At 61.6% G+C, this 20,559-nt stretch carries 18 protein-coding genes; 10 read left to right on the top strand and 8 right to left on the bottom strand.

Features of this window, described 5'->3' with window-relative positions:
• Positions 1-17: 17 nt before the first annotated feature.
• Together CH92_RS01305 and dcuS are read right to left on the bottom strand one after the other, a co-directional pair.
• On the bottom strand, positions 18-743 hold the full coding sequence (locus tag CH92_RS01305) for a response regulator (RefSeq protein ID WP_025239998.1): 726 nt from the start codon (positions 741-743) through the stop codon (positions 18-20).
• A complete protein-coding gene (gene dcuS / locus CH92_RS01300; protein WP_025239997.1) occupies positions 740-2,347 on the bottom strand; it encodes a DcuS/MalK family sensor histidine kinase in 1,608 nt (535 codons plus the stop codon). Before dcuS ends, CH92_RS01305 begins: the two co-directional genes overlap by 4 nt.
• Positions 2,348-2,614: 267 nt before the next feature.
• On the opposite strand from dcuS, the gene CH92_RS01295 reads away from it, so the two are divergent.
• Positions 2,615-3,928, top strand: coding sequence for a 2-hydroxycarboxylate transporter family protein (locus CH92_RS01295; protein WP_025239996.1), 1,314 nt, complete (start codon positions 2,615-2,617; stop codon positions 3,926-3,928).
• A gap of 474 nt (positions 3,929-4,402) precedes the next feature.
• A complete protein-coding gene (locus CH92_RS01290; protein WP_051517540.1) occupies positions 4,403-5,116 on the top strand; it encodes an NADPH-dependent F420 reductase in 714 nt (237 codons plus the stop codon).
• A gap of 174 nt (positions 5,117-5,290) precedes the next feature.
• On the opposite strand, the gene CH92_RS01285 is transcribed toward CH92_RS01290, so the two are convergent.
• Positions 5,291-5,689 (bottom strand): tautomerase family protein, encoded by a 399-nt coding sequence (locus CH92_RS01285; protein ID WP_025239994.1) that lies wholly within the window; start codon positions 5,687-5,689, stop codon positions 5,291-5,293.
• 105 nt (positions 5,690-5,794) lie between these two features.
• Between CH92_RS01285 and CH92_RS01280 the strand changes: the two genes are divergently transcribed.
• Entirely contained in the window at positions 5,795-6,688 is an 894-nt protein-coding gene (locus CH92_RS01280; RefSeq protein ID WP_025239993.1) for a LysR family transcriptional regulator, read from the top strand.
• Positions 6,689-6,927: 239 nt separating this feature from the next.
• Here the strand turns inward: CH92_RS01280 and CH92_RS01275 are convergent, their stop codons facing one another.
• A complete protein-coding gene (locus tag CH92_RS01275; RefSeq protein WP_025239992.1) occupies positions 6,928-7,245 on the bottom strand; it encodes a hypothetical protein in 318 nt (105 codons plus the stop codon).
• A gap of 194 nt (positions 7,246-7,439) precedes the next feature.
• Between CH92_RS01275 and CH92_RS01270 the strand changes: the two genes are divergently transcribed.
• Positions 7,440-9,083 carry a hybrid sensor histidine kinase/response regulator gene (locus CH92_RS01270; RefSeq protein ID WP_336434104.1) on the top strand — a complete coding sequence of 548 codons (1,644 nt, stop codon included), beginning with the start codon at positions 7,440-7,442 and terminating at the stop codon, positions 9,081-9,083.
• A 1-nt stretch (position 9,084) separates the two neighbouring features.
• On the opposite strand, the gene CH92_RS01265 is transcribed toward CH92_RS01270, so the two are convergent.
• The 3 genes from CH92_RS01265 to thiI form a co-directional block, all read right to left on the bottom strand.
• Entirely contained in the window at positions 9,085-9,729 is a 645-nt protein-coding gene (locus CH92_RS01265) for a LuxR C-terminal-related transcriptional regulator (protein WP_038622671.1), read from the bottom strand.
• A 379-nt stretch (positions 9,730-10,108) separates the two neighbouring features.
• Positions 10,109-11,929 (bottom strand): translational GTPase TypA, encoded by a 1,821-nt coding sequence (gene typA, locus CH92_RS01260; RefSeq protein WP_025239989.1) that lies wholly within the window; start codon positions 11,927-11,929, stop codon positions 10,109-10,111.
• Positions 11,930-12,100: 171 nt separating this feature from the next.
• A complete protein-coding gene (gene thiI, locus CH92_RS01255) occupies positions 12,101-13,555 on the bottom strand; it encodes a tRNA uracil 4-sulfurtransferase ThiI (protein ID WP_025239988.1) in 1,455 nt (484 codons plus the stop codon).
• A 345-nt stretch (positions 13,556-13,900) separates the two neighbouring features.
• On the opposite strand from thiI, the gene glnA reads away from it, so the two are divergent.
• The 5 genes from glnA (at position 13,901) to ntrC (ending at position 19,414) form a co-directional block, all read left to right on the top strand.
• A complete protein-coding gene (gene glnA / locus CH92_RS01250) occupies positions 13,901-15,307 on the top strand; it encodes a glutamate--ammonia ligase (protein ID WP_025239987.1) in 1,407 nt (468 codons plus the stop codon).
• Between the two features lie 235 nt (positions 15,308-15,542).
• The gene (locus CH92_RS01245) at positions 15,543-16,106 is read left to right on the top strand and encodes a DUF4124 domain-containing protein (RefSeq protein ID WP_025239986.1); all 564 of its coding nucleotides are present in this window, start codon (positions 15,543-15,545) and stop codon (positions 16,104-16,106) included.
• Positions 16,103-16,732, top strand: coding sequence for a DUF4124 domain-containing protein (locus tag CH92_RS01240; protein WP_025239985.1), 630 nt, complete (start codon positions 16,103-16,105; stop codon positions 16,730-16,732). Before CH92_RS01245 ends, CH92_RS01240 begins: the two co-directional genes overlap by 4 nt.
• Positions 16,733-16,898: 166 nt before the next feature.
• The gene (gene glnL / locus CH92_RS01235) at positions 16,899-17,981 is read left to right on the top strand and encodes a nitrogen regulation protein NR(II) (RefSeq protein ID WP_025239984.1); all 1,083 of its coding nucleotides are present in this window, start codon (positions 16,899-16,901) and stop codon (positions 17,979-17,981) included.
• Positions 17,978-19,414 (top strand): nitrogen regulation protein NR(I), encoded by a 1,437-nt coding sequence (gene ntrC / locus CH92_RS01230; protein ID WP_025239983.1) that lies wholly within the window; start codon positions 17,978-17,980, stop codon positions 19,412-19,414. Before glnL ends, ntrC begins: the two co-directional genes overlap by 4 nt.
• Before the next feature lie 25 nt (positions 19,415-19,439).
• Here the strand turns inward: ntrC and CH92_RS01225 are convergent, their stop codons facing one another.
• Positions 19,440-19,880, bottom strand: a complete 441-nt coding sequence (locus CH92_RS01225) for a hypothetical protein (protein ID WP_025239982.1) — start codon at positions 19,878-19,880, stop codon at positions 19,440-19,442.
• Between CH92_RS01225 and trmL the strand changes: the two genes are divergently transcribed.
• The gene (gene trmL / locus CH92_RS01220; protein WP_025239981.1) at positions 19,879-20,340 is read left to right on the top strand and encodes a tRNA (uridine(34)/cytosine(34)/5-carboxymethylaminomethyluridine(34)-2'-O)-methyltransferase TrmL; all 462 of its coding nucleotides are present in this window, start codon (positions 19,879-19,881) and stop codon (positions 20,338-20,340) included. The two genes, CH92_RS01225 and trmL, sit on opposite strands and share 2 nt — an antisense overlap.
• The last annotated feature ends 219 nt before the right edge of the window (positions 20,341-20,559 follow it).

Below are 20,559 nucleotides of genomic sequence, written 5' to 3'. Positions count from 1 at the left end.
TGCAGGAGTCTAATCCGTCAGCCGTCTGCCAACCGCTGCAGCGCGGCGCGATCCAGGCAACGGTAGCGAAACGATGGACGGCCGATCTGGCCGTAGTGAAAGGACTCTTCCAGCAGCTGTGCGTCACTCAGGTGCTTGAGGTATTTGCGCACCGAGACGCGCGACATCCCGGTGGCAGGCAACAGGGTCTCGCTGGTGAAGCCGTCGCCATCCAGCGTCAGGATCGCCGAGGCCACCTGCGCCAGCGACGCGGGGGTAAGGCCCTTGGGCAGATCGCCGGGGCGACGAGCGTCCAGCGCAGGCGGCGGGCTGAATAGCCGATCGATGTCACTCTGCCCTAACTGCTCGGGCAGGCGGGCCAATGCTTCACGGGCACGCCTGCACGCCTCCACCGCATCGCGAAAGCGTTCGAAGTTGAACGGTTTGACCAGATAGTCTCGTGCGCCAAGCCGCTGGGCCGCGTGCACGGTATCGAGTTCTGACGCTGCGGTGATCAGCACGGCGTCGGTATTGACGTCCTGCGCCCGTAGATAGCGCAGCACCTCCAGCCCCGAGCGGCTGCGCAGGTAAACATCGAGCAGCACCAGGTCCACCACCTCGCGCTCCAGCAGGTCGAGGGCGGCCGGCACGCTTTCGCACTGACCGACCAGGTCGACGCCATCGAGGCGGGCCAGGTAATCGACATTCAGGCGCATGACCATGGGATCGTCCTCGACGATCAGTACGCGCAAGACATGTTTCATGGTTCTGCCGTCCCAGCGGCGGTACGATAAGGCAGTTCGATCTCGAATAGGCTGCCGCGACCGGCCTCGGAATACACAGCCAACGTGCCTCCCCAGGCCTCGACCTGTTCGTGAACGGCAGTCAGCCCGATCCCCCGCCTCTCACCCTTGGTCGATACGCCCCGCTCAAACAGACGCTCACGCACGGCGGCCTCGATGCCCGCGCCGGTGTCCTGTACATGCAGCGACAGCATGGCTTCATCGTAGTCCAGCGTCAGGTTGACGCGCCGTTCATCCTGCTCGGCCACCGCTTCGAACGCATTCTCCAGCAGATTTCCGACGATGGTCACCAATCCATGCACCTGTTCAGGCGCCGCTGCCGGCACGGGATGTTCGACATCCACCTTGAATAAGATGCCGCGCTCACGAGCCTCGCTCTGTTTGCCCAGCAGAAATCCCGCCAGCACCGGCTCACCAATGCCCTCGACCAGCGCGGTGGCGGGCGCCAGCTGATGATCGGCCAGGTCATGAAGATAGGCCCGCAACGCATCCAGATCGCCCATCTGCGCCAAGCCGAGCAGGACGTGAAGCTTGTTCTTGAACTCATGGGTGGTTGCGCGGAGCGCTTCGGCGTAGCGACTCACGCCGGTCAGTTGCTCGGCCAGTGCGTTGACCTCGCTTTTGTCGCGGAAGGTCGCGATGGCGCCAATCACTCGGCCCTGATGACGGATCGGTGCGCGGTTAACCAGGATCGCTCGACCGTTTAGGCTGAATTCCCGATCCAGTTGCTCGGTGGCGCTGGCCAACACCTCGGGCAGGCCACTGTTCGGCAGATATTCCGCAATCGGCCGGCTCAGCGGCGCTTTACCCAGCCCGGTGCTGGCAAGCAAGCGCTCGGCGGCAGGGTTGACCAGCGTTATACGGGCCCGGTCGTCGACCGCCATCACCCCCTCGCGCACCGACGCCAACATGGCTTGGCGCTCTTCGACCAGCCGGGTGATCTCGTAGGGCTCCAGGCCCAATAACACGCGCTTGATGTAGCGCGCCAGCAAATGTGCACCGAAAGCGGCGATCAGCATGAGCGCCAGCACACCGATCAGCACATCGCGGCGGCGCTCGTTCAGCAAATCGCCGAGCGAGGCCAAGGTAACGCCGACCGAGACAGCGCCGATCACGTATCCCTGCTCGCCGATCACCGGGGCGAAGCCGCGAATGCTGGTACCCAGACTTCCCGCCGCACGCGAGGCGTACGTCTCGCCCGCCAACGCACGGGCCTCGTCATTGCCGCTGAACGCTCGCCCGATGCGCACAGGCTCCGGGTGCGTCAGGCGCAAGGCGCGGCGATCCATCACCACGATGAAGTCCACACCCAGCTGGCGACGCAACGCGTCGACCTCGGCTTGCAGCGGGTTGCTGGCTCGCAGGTCAGGACTTGATTGCCCCAGGGCTCGCTGCACGTCCGCACGCGCCGCCACGCTCTGCGCCAAGTTTGTCACGCGCGCGGCTTGGCCTTCCTCCAGGGTCTCGCGCAACTGCACGTTGAACAGCCAGAGGGCGAGCCCCAACGCCAGCACCACCATGACAGCGACGAGCAGTGAGATCAGCGTATTCAGGCGCAAGCGCAAAGCTCTACTCCAATAGTTGACCGGGCGCTTGGCGCGTCGCGGAAATGCCGAATCGAGCCAGCCCTGCACCACAGGGTCAAGCCAGCCTCCGCTTTTTTTAGTTTGTTAATGCTTTTTTAACTTCTTCAAACATTGGCGGCGAGCGATCTCTGCTTAAGGTAGCCCGGCGCGGTTGTCCGGCCGCGCACGTTCGTCCGAATCGGGCGCCTTTGCAAACAATCACCCGCGCGTGCAGCGCCTGGCCGCCACGTTCGAAGGAGTACAACAATGAATCGGACCACGCTTAGCCCTGCCGTGCCTGAAGGCAGTCTGAACCTGGGCCTGCGCGCCCAGCGCATCTTCAATCTGCCACTGCCCCTGTTCGCGATCGCTCTGGTCATCATGGCTGCGGCCATCGCTACCGATACCCTGCCAACCGGCATGATCGGTGCGCTGCTGGTGATGATGCTCCTCGGTGAACTGCTCGGCTTCCTCGGCGACCGCTTGCCGATCGTCAACACCTACCTCGGCGGCGGCGCGATCATGGCGCTGTTCGGTGCAGCCGCCATGGTCTATTACGGCTGGCTGCCAGCAGCCGTGTCGGAGGACATCGCAAGCTTCATGCAGGGCGGCGGCTTTCTCGATTTCTATATCGCCGCGTTGATCACCGGCAGCATTCTGGGCATGGATGCGAGGGTGTTGGTCAAGGTCGGCTCGCGCTATGCGCTCCCGCTGCTGTGTTCGGTGCTGTTCGCAGCGCTCTTTGCGATGGCCGTGGGTACGCTGCTCGGCTTCTCGGCGCAAGATGCAGTGGTGGTCATCGCCATGCCGATCCTGGGCGGCGGCATGGGCGCCGGTGCGGTACCGATGAGCCAGATCTACGAGCAACTGCTCGGCCAACCGGCGAGCTATTACATCTCTATCCTGGTTCCCGCTCTCGCCTTGGGGAACGTCTTTGCCATCATCATCGCCGGTCTGCTCAACGGCCTCGGGAATCGCTTCCCTTCCCTGACCGGCAACGGGCAGATGATGCCCGGCGTGGATGTGACCGAAAAGGAAGGCGCCATCACCCTGCCCGCCCTCGGCATCGGCCTGGTCACGGCGCTGAGCTTCTTCATTGCCGGCCAGATCCTGGGTGAATTCGTGCCGCTGCATCCCTACGCGCTGATGATCGTGCTGGTGGCCCTGCTCAAGGTGACCAATCTTGTGCCAGAGTCGATCAACGACGCGGCGTCCCAGTGGTTCCGCTTCGTCGCACGCAATTGGACCTTTGCGCTGTTGTTCGGCATCGGCGTGGCCTTTACCGACCTGGGCCAGGTGATCGACGCCATCTCGCTGACCTACGTACTGATCGTGTTCGCAGTTGTTGCCGGTGCAGCTTTCGGCGCCGGGCTTGTGGGCAAGCTGGTGGGCTTCTACCCCATCGAATCAGCCATCACCGCCGGCCTGTGCATGGCCAATATGGGCGGTACCGGTGACGTCGCGGTGCTCTCCGCCGCCCGCCGAATGTCGCTGATGCCGTTCGCACAGATATCCTCACGCCTGGGAGGCGCGTTGATCCTGCTGATATCAAGTGTGATAGTGCCGCTGTTCTTTACCTGACACGGACGAAAAGCGCTCGCCTCCACCACGAGCCCCAGCCGCACGGTTGGGGCTCGTGGCGTTGAGCCACAAGGCGCACTGTCGCTGCGTGAAAGGCTTTATTGATCAACCACTCCATCGCGTATCTCCGTCTCGCCGCCCGCCCGGGTGCTTCTGAACTGTGTGCCGGAGATGCCCTCCTCCAGTAATCGACTTCTACGCCTCAGTCTCTTCACCGCCAGTAAGAGACGAGCGCATGCACTCGTCCGCATGCGGCGTAACAGGCAGCACATCCTCGCGGATCAGGCCGGGCTCAGCTTGTAATGCCTTTCCATGCGCGCCACCGTGCCCTTTGCACTATAAATAGAGGATTCGGAAACACGGTACGTGGGACCAGCTTACCCAGCCAATCCACTCGTCCCATTTGCGCAGCAAAGCCGCGACCGCCTTGCACCGGCCGGATTGGCATCAGAGCATCCGCATCGGAGAATGACCATGTTCCGTCAGCTACATCGTCTCATCGCCACGGCGGTGGGCATCATTTTGCTGCTGAGCAGCATGGCGAGCGTTGCCCAGGATCAACAGCCCCTGCGCATTGGCATCATCGGCACGGGAGCCATGGGGAGTGCCCTGGCACGGCTCTGGGTAGAGGCCGGCCATGAGGTCATGTTTTCTTCCCGTCACCCTGAGCAGCTGCAACCCTTGGCAGAAGAACTCGGCGAGCGCGCCCGGACCGGCAGCCCCGCGGATGCAGCACGCTACGGTGAAGTGATTCTGCTCACCGTGCCTTACGCAGCCACGCCCCAAATTGGCCATGACCACGGCGCGCTCATGGAGGGCAAAATCCTGCTCGACGCCGGCAATCCGCGACCGGACCGCGACGGTGAAATGGCCATCGAGGCCCGCGAACTTGGCTCGGGTTTGGCCTCCCAGCGCTTTCTGCCGGGTGTACGACTGGTTAAAGCCTTCAATGCCATCTCCGCCTACCAATTGCGCAGCGAAGCGCATCGCGAAGGCGAACGGCAAGCCATTCCCTTGGCGTCGGACGATGAACAAGCCCTCAAAGTTGCCGCCCGCCTTGTACGAGACGCCGGCTTCGATCCGGTCATCGTGGGCCCGCTCGAGACGGCAAAAGACTTCGACTTCGCGAGCGGCATTTCAACCCGCTCCCTGACGGCAACTCAGCTGCGCGAAGCGCTCGGGTTGTGACAGGCGGTTCTTCGGCGATGGCATGAGCACACCGATGCGCTTGGTCCCTATGACGCTACAGCGGATCTCCGCCTGGCCGGGTAACCAGTGGCGGTCGCCCTTTCAGAGCGCCATCAAGCACATCGAGTAATCCAAGATAGAGGCTGGCTTACGTTTACAGCCCCTACCGCCGCGCTACACCCCGGCTTGCTGATGCCGCCATTCCTGGGTGCGCCCGCCATAGCCGTAAGCCGCCGCGCGCGCATCGATCAGATGCACGTAGGAGGTTTCATGCAGGCCAGCCCGAAGCGCCGCAAACTCCTCATACAGCTCACGCACAAAACGCGCCTTCTCCGCCTTGGTGTTGGTCTCGTCGGTGATACTGATATCCAAATGAAAGGCGCTGCCACCCAACACAGATAGAGGCTGACCGCCGATGAACCAGTCGTCATCGGGAATGTATTGAACGGTCGTTGCCATGAATTGTGGCATTTTGCCGAGCACCTCGGCAGTCAGGCGATTGACCGTCGCGACGGCGTTGCGGCCGAGTTCGGTGTCGCGTGGGCCGGACAGCTGGATGACGATATGAGGCATGGCGAACTCCTTGGAAGAGGTGGACGCAGAGATATTGATTGGCCTGTATCAATCGGAAAAGCGGGAATATAGGATGGCTGCCATCGACGAAACGGATAGATAGACATGCAAGGATTTGACCTTGACCAACTGAGGACACTGGTCGCCGCGGTAGATGCGGGCAGTCTATCGGCAGCCGCGCCCGTGCGCTTGCTGTCGCAGTCGACGCTCAGCGAGCAACTGCGCAAGTTGGAAGAACGCGCCGGCCAGACGCTGCTGCAGCGGAGCAAGACCGGCGTCGTACCCACTGCCGCCGGCGAGCGGCTGCTCGCGCATGCGCGGCAAATATTGGCGTTGTCCGATGCCGCATGGCGCGACTTGCACGGCGTTTCACTCGAGGGTGAGGTACGTCTCGGCATCACTGGCTACTTTCGAGCCTCGGAACTGATCCATCTCCTGGCCCGCCTTGGTCAGCAATATCCTCGGCTGCGGCTGCGCACGCAGATAGGCAAGAGCGACGACATCGAGGCCGCCTACAACCGCCAAGCGCTTGATCTGGCCATTGTGATGCGGGTGGCCGAACGGCCTATTGGCGAGGCGCGCGTCCTGCGTCGCGAACCGCTGGTCTGGGCGGCATCGCCGAAGAACATGTTGATAAGTGCCAATGAGCCGATTCCGCTCGCCCTGCTGCCAGAGAGCTGCTCGCTGCATCGCCTCGCCCGAATGCAGCTCGACGCACACCGACAATCCTATGTGGTCAACCACGTGGCGTCCGACGTAGCGGGTATCCAGGCAGCTGTCGCGGCGGGCTTGGGCGTCGCCTGCATCAACGCTTCGTCGTTGATCCGCGACAGCATGGTGGCGCTGGCGGATCCGGCGTTGCCGCCATTGCCCGACGTCACCTTCGCGTTGTTGCCGCCCGTATCCAGCAAAGCTCAGCAGGCGGAGCGGTTGAATGCGCTGGCTGAGGTGGTGGCCCAGGCACTGATGAGCTCACCCCCTAGCACAACGGCTTCATAACGTCGCAACAGCATGCAAGCAAAGCCTGGTAACCACCCACCTCCGGCGCACTGTGCACGGATGCAAAAGAGGCCGAACGGCGGAACTCGAAAGGGAAACGCCAAACCAGGAACAAAGCAATTACCAACTATTCGCTGATGGTTTTGGCCTCTACGCCTGAACGGCTGCGATTGCTCAGCTTCATCCACAACGTGGTCCCCCGCGTTATTTGGCGGATAGAGCAAGCTCCGCGAATCCCGTCATCCGCAGGGTTTGCCCGCAATACCGAGCGCCTCGACGTTGTTCAACAAGCCCTCGCCCTTGCTCACGCCGGCCGCACTCTGTGCCCGCTCGGCATAGCTGGCGTCGGTGAGGCTGTTCTTCGTATCGATCACGCTGCCGGCGATCTTGAGTAAGCTACGGGCACTCGACAGCAGGCTGCCGGTGGTGCTCGGCGTGCATGGCTGGTTGGCCGCAGCGGCTGAGCTTTGCGCAGGGACGGTCGTGTCGGCGTAGCTCTGCAGGCAGGTGGTTGCCAGCACAAACGCGCTGACCAAGGCGAGGTAATTACGGTTCATGGTCGCTCCTGAAACTTGAGTGTCCTGCCTTCCCTGATAAACGGGTACGCCGGCACGGCGCAGCGGCCGGGTGCCGATGCTGGAGCAATTGTAGGCGGGTGCGTCCGCCGTCCTGAATAGTACGAGTGCACTAGCGCACGGCTGTTTAGCGCCACCGTCCCTATACTCGAAGCAAGCTCTTGGAGAACATGGACATGGAGACAGCCAGCGCCACCCACGATGTCGAACTGGCACAGGCACGAATCCGCCCGATCGTGGCGGCGCTCTGCATCCTGTACGTCGGCGGCCTGCGCTATTGGGCCTTGATCAGCTCGCAGCAGTTCTATCAAGTTCTGGCCTTCAGCCTGCCGTTCATGCTGATTTCGCTAGTAAGGATCGGATGGATTCAGCGTCGGCCAGGCCTATATCCGTCTCGGCGCGCGCTGGCAATCGTCTTCGATTATGTGAGCATCGGCTACTCGCTGAGCGTGGTTGGCGAACCGATGCTGCCCGTGTTCGGCGCCATGCTTTGGGTGACCGTTGGCAACGGTATGCGCTACGGCTCGCGGTATTTGGCACTGGCGACGCTGATCGCGCTGCTGACAATCGCAGCGGTCGTACTCAATACGCACTTCCTACTGCACAGCCCCTACGTGCTGCTGACCATGATCATCACCACACTGGTGGTCCCCGCCTACGCTCACATACTGCTCGAACGCACCCGCCAGGCGTCGGAAAGGGCGCAGGCTGCCAACGTTGCCAAGTCACGCTTTCTCGCCCAGGCGAGTCACGACCTGCGCCAGCCGATCCATTCGATCAGCCTGTTCACCGCCTGCCTGCGCGATGCCCGGCTGGGCATCGAGGAGCGGCGCATGGTGGAAAACATCGACCGATCGCTGAACAGCGTGTCGCAGCTGTTCCGCTCGATTCTCGACCACTACACGCTGGACAACGGCAACGTGCGGCCGCAAATCCAGCCCATGCCGTTGCAGGCGCTGCTTGATGACATCCGCCAGCAAAACGCCGAAACCGCACGTTGGGCGGGCGTGACGCTGCGCATTCACGCCACAAGCCTGCAGGTAACCAGCGATCCAAACCTGCTGGCGACGATGCTGCAAAATTTGGTCTCCAACGCCATCAAGTATGCCCAGGGCAAACCGGTGCTGATCGGCTGTCGCCTGCGCAACGGCGCCGTCACCCTCGAAGTCCGCGATGCCGGCAAGGGCATTCCGGAGGCGCAGCTGAGCCTCGTGTTCGACGAGTTCTATCGGGTGCGCGCGGTCCGCGACAAAGATGTCGAAGGTCTGGGCTTAGGCTTGTCCATCGTGCGCCGCATCGGCGAGCTGCTCGGCCTCACGGTGACCCTGCGTTCACGCCTGGGCACCGGGACCTGCGCTTCAATCAACGGCTTGTCGCGAGCAGCGCCTCGCGTTTCGCCCATCTCGTCCGACAACGCCTCGCGCGCCATCGCCGCCAGCCCGCTCAACGGCCTGCATGTGCTGCTCATCGAAGATGACCAAAATGTCCTACTGGCCACCGCCACGCTGTTGCAGCGCTGGGGCTGCCGCGTAACCTCTGCCACGACCATTCCCAACGGGCCGGTGGAGTGCGACCTGGTCATCACCGACTTCGATCTCGACGCGCAGGCCTCCGGCGCGGACTGCATCGCCTATTTGCGTCGCCTCAGCGGCTGGCAAATCCCGGCCGTGGTGATCAGCGGCCACGACGTCGCTCGGGTCGAACAGGCCGTCGCGGATCCCGGCGTCCCAGTGCTCGCCAAACCCGTGCATCCGGCCGAGCTGCGCTCGCTGCTGGCGAGCCTGAAGCTGCAGCGCAAGCGCCCCACTTTACCCGCATGATTCAGCCGCGGCGTGACCAGCGCAGCGCATGTGCACCCTTCGCAGCCGCTGCGGCGCGGCTGCTGACATTCAAAGTGCGCAGTAGCGCTGACACGTGGATGCGCACCGTGAACGGCGAGATCTGCAACGCACGGCCTATTTCCTTGTTCGAAAGCCCCTCCACGATCAGCCTCAGCACGTCGAGCTGGCGCGGCGTCAGGGCATCGAGTGCTGCCTCTTCGCCTTCTCGTGCGTGCAGCCCGGCGAGCGCTTGACGCACCACAGGCTCGCCGGCACGGATCGCCAGTAGTGACTGAGCGATGTCGTCCGGAGAAACGGCCTTGCCAATGAAACCGTCCGCACCGGCCGCCATCACCGCATCGATAAGCTGCGGGTCGTCGACCATCGACACCACTACCAGCGACGTGCGCCGAAACTCCTGACGCAGCGCGCCGATGGACGCCACCGGCTCCATGCCCGGGAACAGCAGGTCGAGGATCATCACATCCGGCGCAACATCACGCCGCGCCTGCAGCAACACTTCATCGAAGGTCTCCGCCTCATCCACCTGTGCCTTGGGGAATGCGCGCGCGACGATCCGTACCAACCCCTCGCGAAAGACGGGGTGATCGTCAGCAACAATGATGCGCAAGTTGGACTCGGACATGGGTCTCTCGGGCAGGACGACAGGACGCCAACCAGCTTCAGATAGCCTGAGATCGGTCGGCGATCAATTCCGATGGTAACCAAACCAGGCCTGGGGAACTGTATCTGGATGCAAAAGCGGCCGAACCGCAGGGAAGAAAGCATAAAGTCATCTGAACTCTCTCTCTGACGGTATTAGTCACAATCGACGTGTTCGTAAAATCAGGGTCAGTTCAGATTTTTAGTTGTTGGCTAGCGGCCTACCCTGGCCTATTTGCTCGATACGAAGCCCAGCGATACGTCTGGAAATGGGAACTAACGCAAAGCTGCTGCGATTGAATATTTTTTGCGCACAGCAAAAAGGCGCCCTAAGGCGCCTTTTCGTTGCAGCTAAGCGGGAATCAAGCCTTGGCTTTCTTCGCAGCGCGGTTACGCTCGCCTTCGTCGAGGATCTTCTTGCGAAGACGGATCGACTTCGGGGTCACTTCGCACAGCTCGTCGTCCTGGATGAATTCCAGTGCCTGCTCCAGGGTAAAGCGGACCGGCGGGACCAGGGCGATGGTTTCGTCTTTGCCCGAAGCGCGCATGTTGTCGAGCTTCTTGCCTTTGGTGGGGTTAACGCCCATGTCGTTGTCACGGCTGTTCAGGCCGACGATCTGACCGTTGTAGATTTCCTGGCCGTGCTCGACGAACAGCTTGCCGCGCGCCTGCAGGGTTTCCAGGGAGTAGGTCAGGGCTTTGCCGGTATCGATCGATACCAGTACGCCGTTCTGACGGCCGGACATGTGCCCGGACTTCATCACGTCGTAGCGGTCGAAGATCGAGGTCAGGATGCCTGCGCCGTTGGTCAGGGTCAGGAACTGGTTACGGAAACCGATCAGGCCGCGGGCCGGGATGTTGTACTCGAGGCGAACACGGCCCTTGCCATCCGGCACCATGTTGCTAAGGTCGCCCTTACGCAGGCCCATCTCTTCCATGACTTTGCCCTGAGATTCTTCAGGGATGTCGATGGTGACGTTTTCGAACGGCTCATGCTTGGCGCCGTTAACTTCGCGAATGATCACTTCCGGACGGCCTACGGCCATTTCGAATCCTTCACGACGCATGGTTTCGATCAGTACCGACAGGTGCAGCTCGCCGCGGCCGGAGACTTTGAATTTGTCCGCCGAATCGCCTTCTTCAACGCGCAGGGCCACGTTATAGAGCAGCTCCTTGTCCAGGCGCTCCTTGATGTTACGGCTGGTGACGAACTTGCCTTCCTTGCCGCAGAACGGCGAATCGTTGACCTGGAAGGTCATGGAAACGGTCGGCTCGTCGACAGTCAGCGGCTTCATCGCTTCGACGTTGTTCTGGTCGCAGAGGGTGTCGGAGATGAACAGTTCGTCCATACCGCTGATGCAGACAATGTCGCCGGCGGTGGCTTCGTCGACGTCGACACGGTGCAGACCGTGGTGACCCATCAGCTTGAGGATACGGCCGTTACGCTTCTTGCCATGCATGTCGATGGCAGTGACCGGGGTGTTCGGCTTGACGCGACCACGGGCGATGCGGCCGACACCGATGATGCCGAGGAAGCTGTTGTAGTCCAGTGCGGAGATTTGCATCTGGAACGGGCCGTCGATATCGACGTTCGGGGCCGGAACGTGGTCGACGATGGCCTGATACAGCGGGGTCATGTCTTCAGCCATATCGGTGTGATCCAGACCGGCGATGCCGTTCAGGGCCGAGGCGTAGACGACCTGGAAGTCCAGCTGCTCTTCAGTGGCGCCGAGGTTGTCGAACAGGTCGAAGATCTGATCCAGCACCCAGTCAGGGCGCGCGCCCGGACGGTCGACCTTGTTGATCACCACGATCGGACGCAGGCCGGCTTCGAAGGCCTTCTTGGTCACGAAGCGGGTTTGCGGCATCGGGCCGTCCTGGGCGTCGACCAGCAGCAGCACGGAATCGACCATCGACATCACGCGCTCGACTTCACCGCCGAAGTCGGCGTGGCCGGGGGTGTCAACGATGTTGATGCGGTAGTCATTCCAGCGAATGGCGGTGTTCTTGGCCAGGATGGTGATGCCGCGCTCTTTTTCCTGGTCGTTGGAGTCCATCACGCGCTCGTCGTTGAGCTCGCCGCGCTCCAGGGTGCCGGACTGACGCAGAAGCTTGTCGACCAGGGTGGTTTTGCCATGGTCAACGTGAGCGATGATGGCGATGTTACGTAGATTCTCGATCACAGTAGTGGTCTCGTAGTTGGGTCGGGCCAGTGAGCGGATGCGTCCAGCGGCCCTACGCGAAAAATCGGATTTGATAAAAGCAGATGATTGACGAGGTGTCGCGGCCGTTACAGGCCGCGGTGCAAGTCGGGAGGGCGGTGACGGATACTGCCGCCATTCAGCCCGGGCGTCTTATGCCGGACGATAAACGCGCACATTGACATGCCCCTCGCTCAGCAGATGATGAGCATGCAGGCGGCTCATGACACCTTTATCGCAATACAGCAGGTACTGGCGGTTCTCATCCAGCTCCTTGAAACGGTTGTTGATCGCGTAGAACGGCATGGTTTGCACTTCGATGCCGTCCATTTGCAGAGGTTCGTCCTCGGCAGCGTCGGGGTGACGGATGTCGATAACCACCTGGCCGGCAGTCGCCTCGACGACTTCCTCCACCTGCAGATCCTGACCTAGCTCATCAATCACGCGATCGATGGCGACTTGCCGGGTGTTCGCCATGGCGCGTTCCAGCACCGCCATGTCGAACTGCTTTTCTTCGTGCTCGATGCGGTAGCGCTTGGCCTTGGTGGTCGGGTTCTTGGAGATCACGCCGCAGTACTCAGGCATGTTCTTGGCGAACTCGGCGGTGCCGATCTCGAACGCCGTATCGATGATGTCCTGCTTGTGGCTGGCGATCAGCGGACGCAGCACCAGCATGTCGGTGGCCGAATCGATCACCGAGAGATTCGGCAGCGTCTGGCTCGATACCTGGGAAATCGCCTCGCCGGTGACCAGCGCATCGATATGCAAGCGCTCGGCGATCTGGGTCGAGGCGCGCAGCATCATACGCTTGAGCACCACGCCCATCTGACTGTTATCAACCTTCTCGAGGATCTCGCCGACAACTTCTTCGAAGGGCACGCTGATGAACAACACACGATGTGAGCTGCCGTACTTCTTCCATAAATAGTGAGCGACTTCCATCACGCCCAGTTCATGGGCACGACCGCCAAGATTAAAGAAGCAGAAATGGGTCATCAGCCCGCGGCGCATCATCTGGTAGGCCGCCACGGTGGAGTCGAAACCACCGGACATCAACACCAGTGTTTGCTCCAACGCACCCAGCGGGTAGCCGCCGATGCCGTCATGCTGGGCATGCACGATGAACAAGCGCTGGTCGCGGATCTCCATTCGCACTTCGATTTCCGGCGCTTTCAGCGAGATGCCCGCGGCGCCGCAGTGCACACGCAGCTCACTGCCCACATGACGCTCAACGTCCATCGAACTGAACGGATGCTTGCCGGCACGCTTGCAGCGCACGGCGAATATCTTGCCGGCCAGCCGGTCGGCGAAGTGCGCCTTGCACTTGTCGACGATATCGTCGAGATCGCCCAGCGGGTATTCATGGACTTCCAGGCAATGCGCAATGCCTGGCGTGCAGCGCAGACGCTCGATCATCTCGTGCAATGACCGGCTGTCGCTGAGCGCCGTTTCCACCTCAACGTTGTCCCACACCCCCTCCACCCGCACGTCGGGATCGAGGTCGCGCAGCACGGTGCGGATGTTCTTCGCCAATTGGCGAATGAACCCCTTTCGCACCGGCGGGCTCTTGATGGTGATTTCTGGGAATACTTTTACGATCAGCTTCATGGAAACAGCGCGTGCGCCGACAAGGCGTAAAAAGAGGGGGGCGGAGTATATCGGAAATTGGTCAAGCTTTAGGCAGTTTTCTCAAACCTGCGCATATCGCACCAAAATAGAACAACGCAAAACCATGCCGCACCATTAAAGTGCGTAAAACCAGGAATAGGCTTGCACGGATACCTCAGGTTACCGGCCAGCCAGCGTTTTCAGGCGTTCGGACCCATCACGGAGCACTGGCATGCAATTTGCTCCCTTGTGAGGCAGGTCGCCTTGACGGAGTATCCCCGCTCGGCTTCACCCCCTAGATTTCGGAAGCTTATCTGTCAACGCTTCCACCACTTGGAGAGCACCATGTCGAAGTCGCTTCAACTGATCAAAGATTACGATGTGAAGTGGATTGATCTGCGCTTCACCGACACCAAAGGCAAGCAGCACCACGTGACGGTCCCGGCGCGTGATGCTCAGGACGAAGACTTCTTCGAGCATGGCAAGATGTTCGACGGCTCGTCCATTCATGGCTGGAAGGGCATCGAAGCCTCCGACATGATCCTGATGCCGGTCGATGAAACCGCCGTACTGGATCCGTTCACCGAAGAACCGACCCTGATTCTGGTCTGCGACATCGTCGAGCCAAGCACCATGCAAGGCTACGATCGCGACCCGCGTTCGATCGCCAAGCGCGCCGAGGAATTCCTCAAGTCCACCGGTATCGGTGACACCGTATTCGTCGGCCCGGAGCCTGAGTTCTTCATCTTCGACGAAGTGAAGTTTAAGTCCGACATTTCCGGTTCCATGTTCAAGATCTACTCCGAGCAAGGCTCCTGGATGACTGACCAGGACGTCGAAGGCGGCAACAAGGGCCATCGCCCAGCCGTCAAGGGTGGCTACTTCCCGGTTCCGCCGTGCGACCACGACCACGAAATCCGTACCGCCATGTGCAACGCCATGGAAGAGATGGGCCTGGTTGTAGAAGTGCATCACCACGAAGTAGCGACTGCCGGTCAGAACGAAATCGGCGTCAAGTTCAACACGCTGGTAAACAAGGCTGACGAAGTTCAGACCCTGAAGTATTGCGTGCACAACGTGGCTGACGCCTACGGCAAGACCGCAACCTTCATGCCGAAGCCGCTGTACGGCGACAACGGCTCGGGTATGCACGTGCACATGTCCATCTCCAAGGATGGCAAGAACACCTTCTCTGGCGAAGGCTATGCCGGCCTGTCCGATACCGCCCTGTACTTCATCGGCGGCATCATCAAGCACGGCAAGGCTTTGAACGGCTTCACCAACCCGTCGACCAACTCCTACAAGCGTCTGGTTCCGGGCTTCGAAGCGCCGGTGATGCTGGCCTACTCGGCCCGCAACCGCTCTGCCTCGATCCGTATTCCGTACGTTTCCAGCCCGAAAGCCCGCCGTATCGAAGCGCGCTTCCCGGACCCGGCTGCCAACCCTTACCTGTGCTTCGCCGCGCTGTTGATGGCTGGCCTGGACGGCATCCAGAACAAGATTCACCCTGGCGATGCTGCTGACAAGAACCTCTACGACTTGCCGCCGGAAGAAGGCAAGCTGATCCCGCAAGTCTGCGGCAGCCTGAAGGAAGCCCTGGAAGAGCTGGACAAGGGCCGCGCGTTCCTGACCAAGGGCGGCGTGTTCTCCGACGATTTCATTGATGCCTACCTCGAGCTGAAGAGCGAGGAAGAAATCAAGGTCCGCACCTTCGTACACCCGCTGGAATATGACCTGTACTACAGCGTCTAAACCCGTCCCGCACCACTACAAGGCCTCCTTCGGGAGGCCTTGTAGTTTACGACCCCGCCTTTCGGCGGGGTTTGTTTTTCCCGGCCCGATTGCGCAACCGGTTTGTCATCATGCCCGCCGCACTCATGTCTCGCGGTGGAACACAGCTTGCTGTCGCTCGCAATTCGCACGGATCAGGCTTGCCTGCGAGCCCGGGCGGTGCAAGGCTTGCAGCACCCATCCCGCGGAGCTTCCCATGCGCATCGCATTGTTCAGCCTGCTTTTGCTCGTCACGGTCCCGGCCTTGGCGCAGATCTATAAATACACCGATGAGAAAGGCAACACGGTGTTTACCAATCAGCCACCCGAAGGTGTCGCCGCCGACACGGTCGAGTTGCCGCCCGCCAATACGGTCAATATCCGTACACCAGAACCTCCGCCGCCGCTGGAGTCTGAACAGGATCACGGCCAGCGGCAGCCCTATCGGAGCCTGTCCATCGGCGGGATTCCGGATGACGAGGCGCTACGTGCCAACAACGGCACCTTTGTGGTCAGCGCCCAGCTCGACCCCCAACTGAAAAAAGGTCATCAGGTCCGCTTCCTGCTCGACGGCGTTGCCCAGGCAGCACCGGGCAGCACTACCTCGCTGCAGCTCAACACGGTCGATCGGGGCACGCACACGCTTGAAGTCGAGATTCTCAGCAATGGCGAAGTCGTTCAGCGTGCCGCTGAGCAATTCACCGTGCAACGGGTCAACACCTCTAGCCCCGCCTTGCGACCGAAGCCGGCTCCGCAACCCAAGCCAAAGACAACACCTTGACGATCGTTCAGCAGTGGCTGGCCGCTGTGCTCCTGGCTGCTGCCTTGCCCGCCGTTGCTGGTGTCTATACCTACATAGATGCGCAGGGCAATCGGGTATTCACCGATCGCCCTGGCGGAAGGGCGGTCGAATCGGTGGACACCCGCCCCGTCAACAGCATGCCTGCACAGCCGGTGGCGCCGTCGGCCCCCCCACCTGAAGCCCCGCCCGAGCCGGCCTTCGCTTACCGGTTACTCGATATCGTTCAACCCGAGCCCGACGCCACGATCCGCAATAACGCCGGCGATCTGTCCGTCAGTGTCGCCAGCGAACCCACCCTGCAGCCTGATCACCTGTATCGCCTGCTGCTCGACGGCAGTCCGATCGCCCCGGATGGCAGCGAGCCTGTCTTCGCGCTTCATAACATCGATCGCGGCACCCACCAACTGATCGTGGAGGTTGTCGACAACCAGGGACAGACGCTGCAACGCAGCTCACCGCGCACCTTTCACCTACTGCGCACTTCACTCGCGCAGCGACGCAGGGTCAACCCCTGCCAGAACGACGATTACGGTGTTCGTCCCGAATGCCCGCTGAAGGACAAGCCCGAGGAAAAGAAAGATATTCCCTTCGTGCCCTTTCTGTGACCATGCTATGCACCTTAACGGTGCGCAAGCCGGACCGATCTGATCCGCTTCACTTGCTTTCTACGACGCCCCGCTCTGGAGCGCTTGCGCACACGGCGCCGCGCTGAAAAAGAGCGCCTTGGTTTGCTTCTTGCATTTCCCTCCTACCCATCGGATGCAGACAGCCATGATCAACGAAGCCCTACAGCGCCTGCTGATCGAGAACCTAACCACCGCGACCCTGCTGCTCAACTCACGCTTGCGGCTGGAATATATGAACCCGGCCGCGGAAATGCTGCTCGCCGTGAGCGGCCAGCGCAGTCACGGTCAGTTCATCAGCGAGCTTTTCACCGAATCGTCTGAAGCGCTGGCCGCCCTGCGCCAAGCCGTGGAGCAGGCGCACCCCTTTACCAAACGCGAAGCGACGTTGACCTCCACCAATGGCCAGACGCTGACCGTCGACTACGCCGTCACGCCGATATTGACCCGTCAGGAAACCATGCTGTTGTTGGAAGTCCTGCCCCGTGATCGCTTGCTGCGCATCACCAAGGAAGAGGCGCAATTGTCCGCTCACGAAACCACCAAAATGCTGGTGCGCGGCCTTGCGCACGAGATCAAGAATCCGCTCGGCGGCATCCGCGGCGCGGCACAGCTGCTATCGCGAGAGCTGCCTGAAGAACATCTCAAGGACTACACCGAGGTGATCATCGAGGAGGCCGACCGCCTGCGAAACCTGGTCGATCGGATGCTCGGCTCGAACAAGCTGCCCTCCCTGTCGATGACCAACATCCACGAAGTGCTCGAACATGTGGCCAGCCTGATCGAGGCTGAAAGTCAGGGCAGCCTCATTTTGGTGCGCGACTACGATCCGAGCATCCCCGAAGTGCTGCTCGACCGCGCACAGATGATCCAGGCCGTGCTCAACATCATGCGCAACGCCATGCAGGCACTGGCCGGACAGTGCGAATTGGGCCTCGGTCGCCTGACCCTGCGCACCCGCACCCTGCGCCAGTTCACCATCGGGCATGTCCGGCATCGTCTGGTCGCGCGTCTCGAAATCATCGACAACGGTCCGGGAATCCCGGCCGAGCTGCAGAACACCCTCTTTTATCCGATGGTCAGCGGCCGTCCGGACGGAACCGGGCTTGGCCTGGCCATCACCCAGAACATCATCAGTCAGCATCAGGGCTTGATCGAATGCGAAAGCCATCCCGGCCACACCGTATTCTCGATCTTCCTGCCGCTGGAACAAGGAGCCTCTTCCCTATGAGCCGAAGCGAAAACGTCTGGATCGTCGATGACGACCGCTCCATCCGCTGGGTGCTGGAAAAGGCGCTGCAGCAAGAAGGCATGGCCACGCAAAGCTTCGACAGTGCCGACAGCGTGCTGGGCCGGCTGGCGCGGCAACAGCCTGATGTGGTCATCTCCGACATCCGCATGCCGGGCACCAGCGGCCTGGATCTGCTGGCGCAGATTCGCGAGCTGTATCCGCGGCTGCCGGTGATCATCATGACCGCTCATTCGGACCTCGACAGCGCGGTGGCGTCCTACCAGGGTGGCGCCTTCGAATACCTGCCCAAGCCGTTCGATGTCGACGATGCGGTATCGCTGGTCAAGCGCGCCAACCAGCATGCGCAGGAACAGCAGAACCTGCAGGAGCCGATCAACCAGCACCAGACGCCGGAAATCATCGGCGAGGCGCCGGCCATGCAGGAAGTCTTTCGCGCGATCGGCCGCCTCAGCCATTCCAATATCACCGTACTGATCAACGGCGAGTCCGGTACCGGCAAGGAGCTGGTGGCGCATGCCTTGCATCGTCACAGTCCGCGTGCGGCATCACCGTTCATCGCGCTGAACATGGCAGCGATCCCAAAGGATCTGATGGAATCAGAGCTGTTCGGACACGAGAAAGGCGCCTTTACCGGCGCGGCCAACCAGCGCCGCGGACGCTTCGAGCAGGCCGACGGCGGCACTCTGTTTCTCGACGAGATCGGCGACATGCCGGCCGACACCCAGACCCGTCTGCTGCGGGTCCTGGCCGACGGTGAGTTCTACCGCGTCGGTGGCCATACACCGGTCCGGGTCGATGTACGGATCATCGCCGCCACTCACCAGAATCTCGAAACCCTGGTGCAGGCCGGCAAGTTCCGCGAAGACTTGTTCCACCGTCTGAACGTCATTCGCATTCATATTCCACGCCTGTCGGATCGGCGCGCGGACATCCCGGCGCTGGCCAGGCATTTTCTCGCCAGCGCCGCACAAGAGTTGACCGTCGAGACCAAGCTGCTCAAACCTGAGACCGAGGACTATCTGCAGAACCTGCCCTGGCCGGGCAACGTGCGCCAGCTGGAAAACACCTGCCGCTGGATTACTGTCATGGCCTCCGGTCGCGAAGTCCACGTCAGCGATTTGCCCCCCGAGCTGCTCAACCAGCCCACCGATGCGCTACCGGCAAATAACTGGGAACAGGCGCTGCACCAGTGGGCGGACCTGGCGCTGGCGCGCGGCCAGTCGAATCTGCTCGATGAGGCAGTGCCGGCATTCGAGCGAATCATGATCGAAACGGCGCTCAAGCACACCGCGGGTCGACGCCGTGACGCGGCGCTGCTGCTGGGCTGGGGACGCAATACCCTGACACGCAAGATCAAGGAGCTAGGGATGGGCGTCGAAGGGGGCGAAGACGACGATAACGAGGACAGCTGAACGACCCCACAGTGAGGTCGCGAGCTCAGCGTGGCGCGACCTTTACCTCCATTAGCCAATCACCATTCCGCTTTTCGCCATGCCACTCGGCAGCCAACGGCCGGGTCGCGACGAAGTGCAGCAGTAGGCCTTTCTCGGTAGTTTGCACGCGCCAACGCACGTTCGTGCCAGCGAGCTCCAGCTGTCCAGCGCTGGCACTGCCCTGCGCCTGGAACAGCATACCCACCGCGCCCTCCACGTCCTGACTAAAGAGTTCCGGCTCGCGATCGAACCAGAGCTGCAGCCCGTCGGCGGCCGGCTCGACACGCAACAGCTGCACCGGCCCGGGCGCAGTGACGCGACCGATCATGACGCCCACCAGCAATCCGATCAGCACCAGCGAGCCGAAATAGCGCCAACGCAAACGACGTAGCGGGTCTTTCGACGCAGTAGAATACCGGTCGTTTTCAGAGTCGGTGACGCGCATGTTTCATGTGATCCTTTTCCAGCCGGAGATTCCGCCCAATACCGGCAACATTATCAGGCTCTGCGCCAATGCCGGCTGTCGCCTGCATCTGATCGAGCCGCTGGGCTTCGAACTGGATGACAAGCGCCTGCGCCGGGCCGGTCTGGACTATCACGAATACGCGCCGCTCCAACGCCATGCGGACCTCGATAGCTGTCTGGCGAGCCTCGGCCAGCCGCGGCTGTTCGCCTTCACTACCAAAGGGTCACAGCCCTTTCACCAAGTGCAGTTCCAGCGCGGCGATGCCTTGCTCTTCGGTCCGGAAAGCCGTGGCCTGCCAGCGGAGATTCGCGACGCCTTGCCCAACGAGCAGCGCCTGCGCCTGCCGATGCGCCCGGACAGCCGCAGCCTGAACCTGTCCAACACCGTCGCCGTTGCCGTGTACGAAGCCTGGCGGCAGTTGGATTTTGCGCTCGAGTGAAACGCCGCCTGGCTGAAATGCCAGCCGCCGGGTTGGTCGATCACCCAGGCCTCGCGGCGCGATTAGATTAACTCGCCGCCCCAGTCCTCGGGCATCAGCAACGCCCACCCAGCCCAACCGATGAACTTGCTGACGCTCAGGTCGGGAATCCCGGGCGTTGGTTGAAATGCGCGGCAGCGTCCCCCATATCAAGCGAATTCGGGCATTCATCGCCCCGCT

Origin of the sequence: Stutzerimonas stutzeri (assembly GCF_000590475.1) — a bacterium.
Taxonomy (GTDB): Bacteria; Pseudomonadota; Gammaproteobacteria; order Pseudomonadales; family Pseudomonadaceae; genus Stutzerimonas; species Stutzerimonas stutzeri_D.
Note: the sequence above shows the minus strand (reverse complement) of the source record. Positions and strands in the feature narration are given on the sequence as shown.

Coding starts and splice junctions, on each gene's coding strand:
- CH92_RS01305 (WP_025239998.1), bottom strand. CDS start 743: ATGAAACATGTCTTGCGCGTACTGATCGTCGAGGACGATCCCATGGTC.
- CH92_RS01295 (WP_025239996.1), top strand. CDS start 2,615: ATGAATCGGACCACGCTTAGCCCTGCCGTGCCTGAAGGCAGTCTGAAC.
- CH92_RS01290 (WP_051517540.1), top strand. CDS start 4,403: ATGTTCCGTCAGCTACATCGTCTCATCGCCACGGCGGTGGGCATCATT.
- CH92_RS01285 (WP_025239994.1), bottom strand. CDS start 5,689: ATGCCTCATATCGTCATCCAGCTGTCCGGCCCACGCGACACCGAACTC.
- CH92_RS01280 (WP_025239993.1), top strand. CDS start 5,795: ATGCAAGGATTTGACCTTGACCAACTGAGGACACTGGTCGCCGCGGTA.
- CH92_RS01275 (WP_025239992.1), bottom strand. CDS start 7,245: ATGAACCGTAATTACCTCGCCTTGGTCAGCGCGTTTGTGCTGGCAACC.
- CH92_RS01270 (WP_336434104.1), top strand. CDS start 7,440: ATGGAGACAGCCAGCGCCACCCACGATGTCGAACTGGCACAGGCACGA.
- CH92_RS01265 (WP_038622671.1), bottom strand. CDS start 9,729: ATGTCCGAGTCCAACTTGCGCATCATTGTTGCTGACGATCACCCCGTC.
- thiI (WP_025239988.1), bottom strand. CDS start 13,555: ATGAAGCTGATCGTAAAAGTATTCCCAGAAATCACCATCAAGAGCCCG.
- glnA (WP_025239987.1), top strand. CDS start 13,901: ATGTCGAAGTCGCTTCAACTGATCAAAGATTACGATGTGAAGTGGATT.
- CH92_RS01245 (WP_025239986.1), top strand. CDS start 15,543: ATGCGCATCGCATTGTTCAGCCTGCTTTTGCTCGTCACGGTCCCGGCC.
- glnL (WP_025239984.1), top strand. CDS start 16,899: ATGATCAACGAAGCCCTACAGCGCCTGCTGATCGAGAACCTAACCACC.
- ntrC (WP_025239983.1), top strand. CDS start 17,978: ATGAGCCGAAGCGAAAACGTCTGGATCGTCGATGACGACCGCTCCATC.
- trmL (WP_025239981.1), top strand. CDS start 19,879: ATGTTTCATGTGATCCTTTTCCAGCCGGAGATTCCGCCCAATACCGGC.
- CH92_RS01225 (WP_025239982.1), bottom strand. CDS start 19,880: ATGCGCGTCACCGACTCTGAAAACGACCGGTATTCTACTGCGTCGAAA.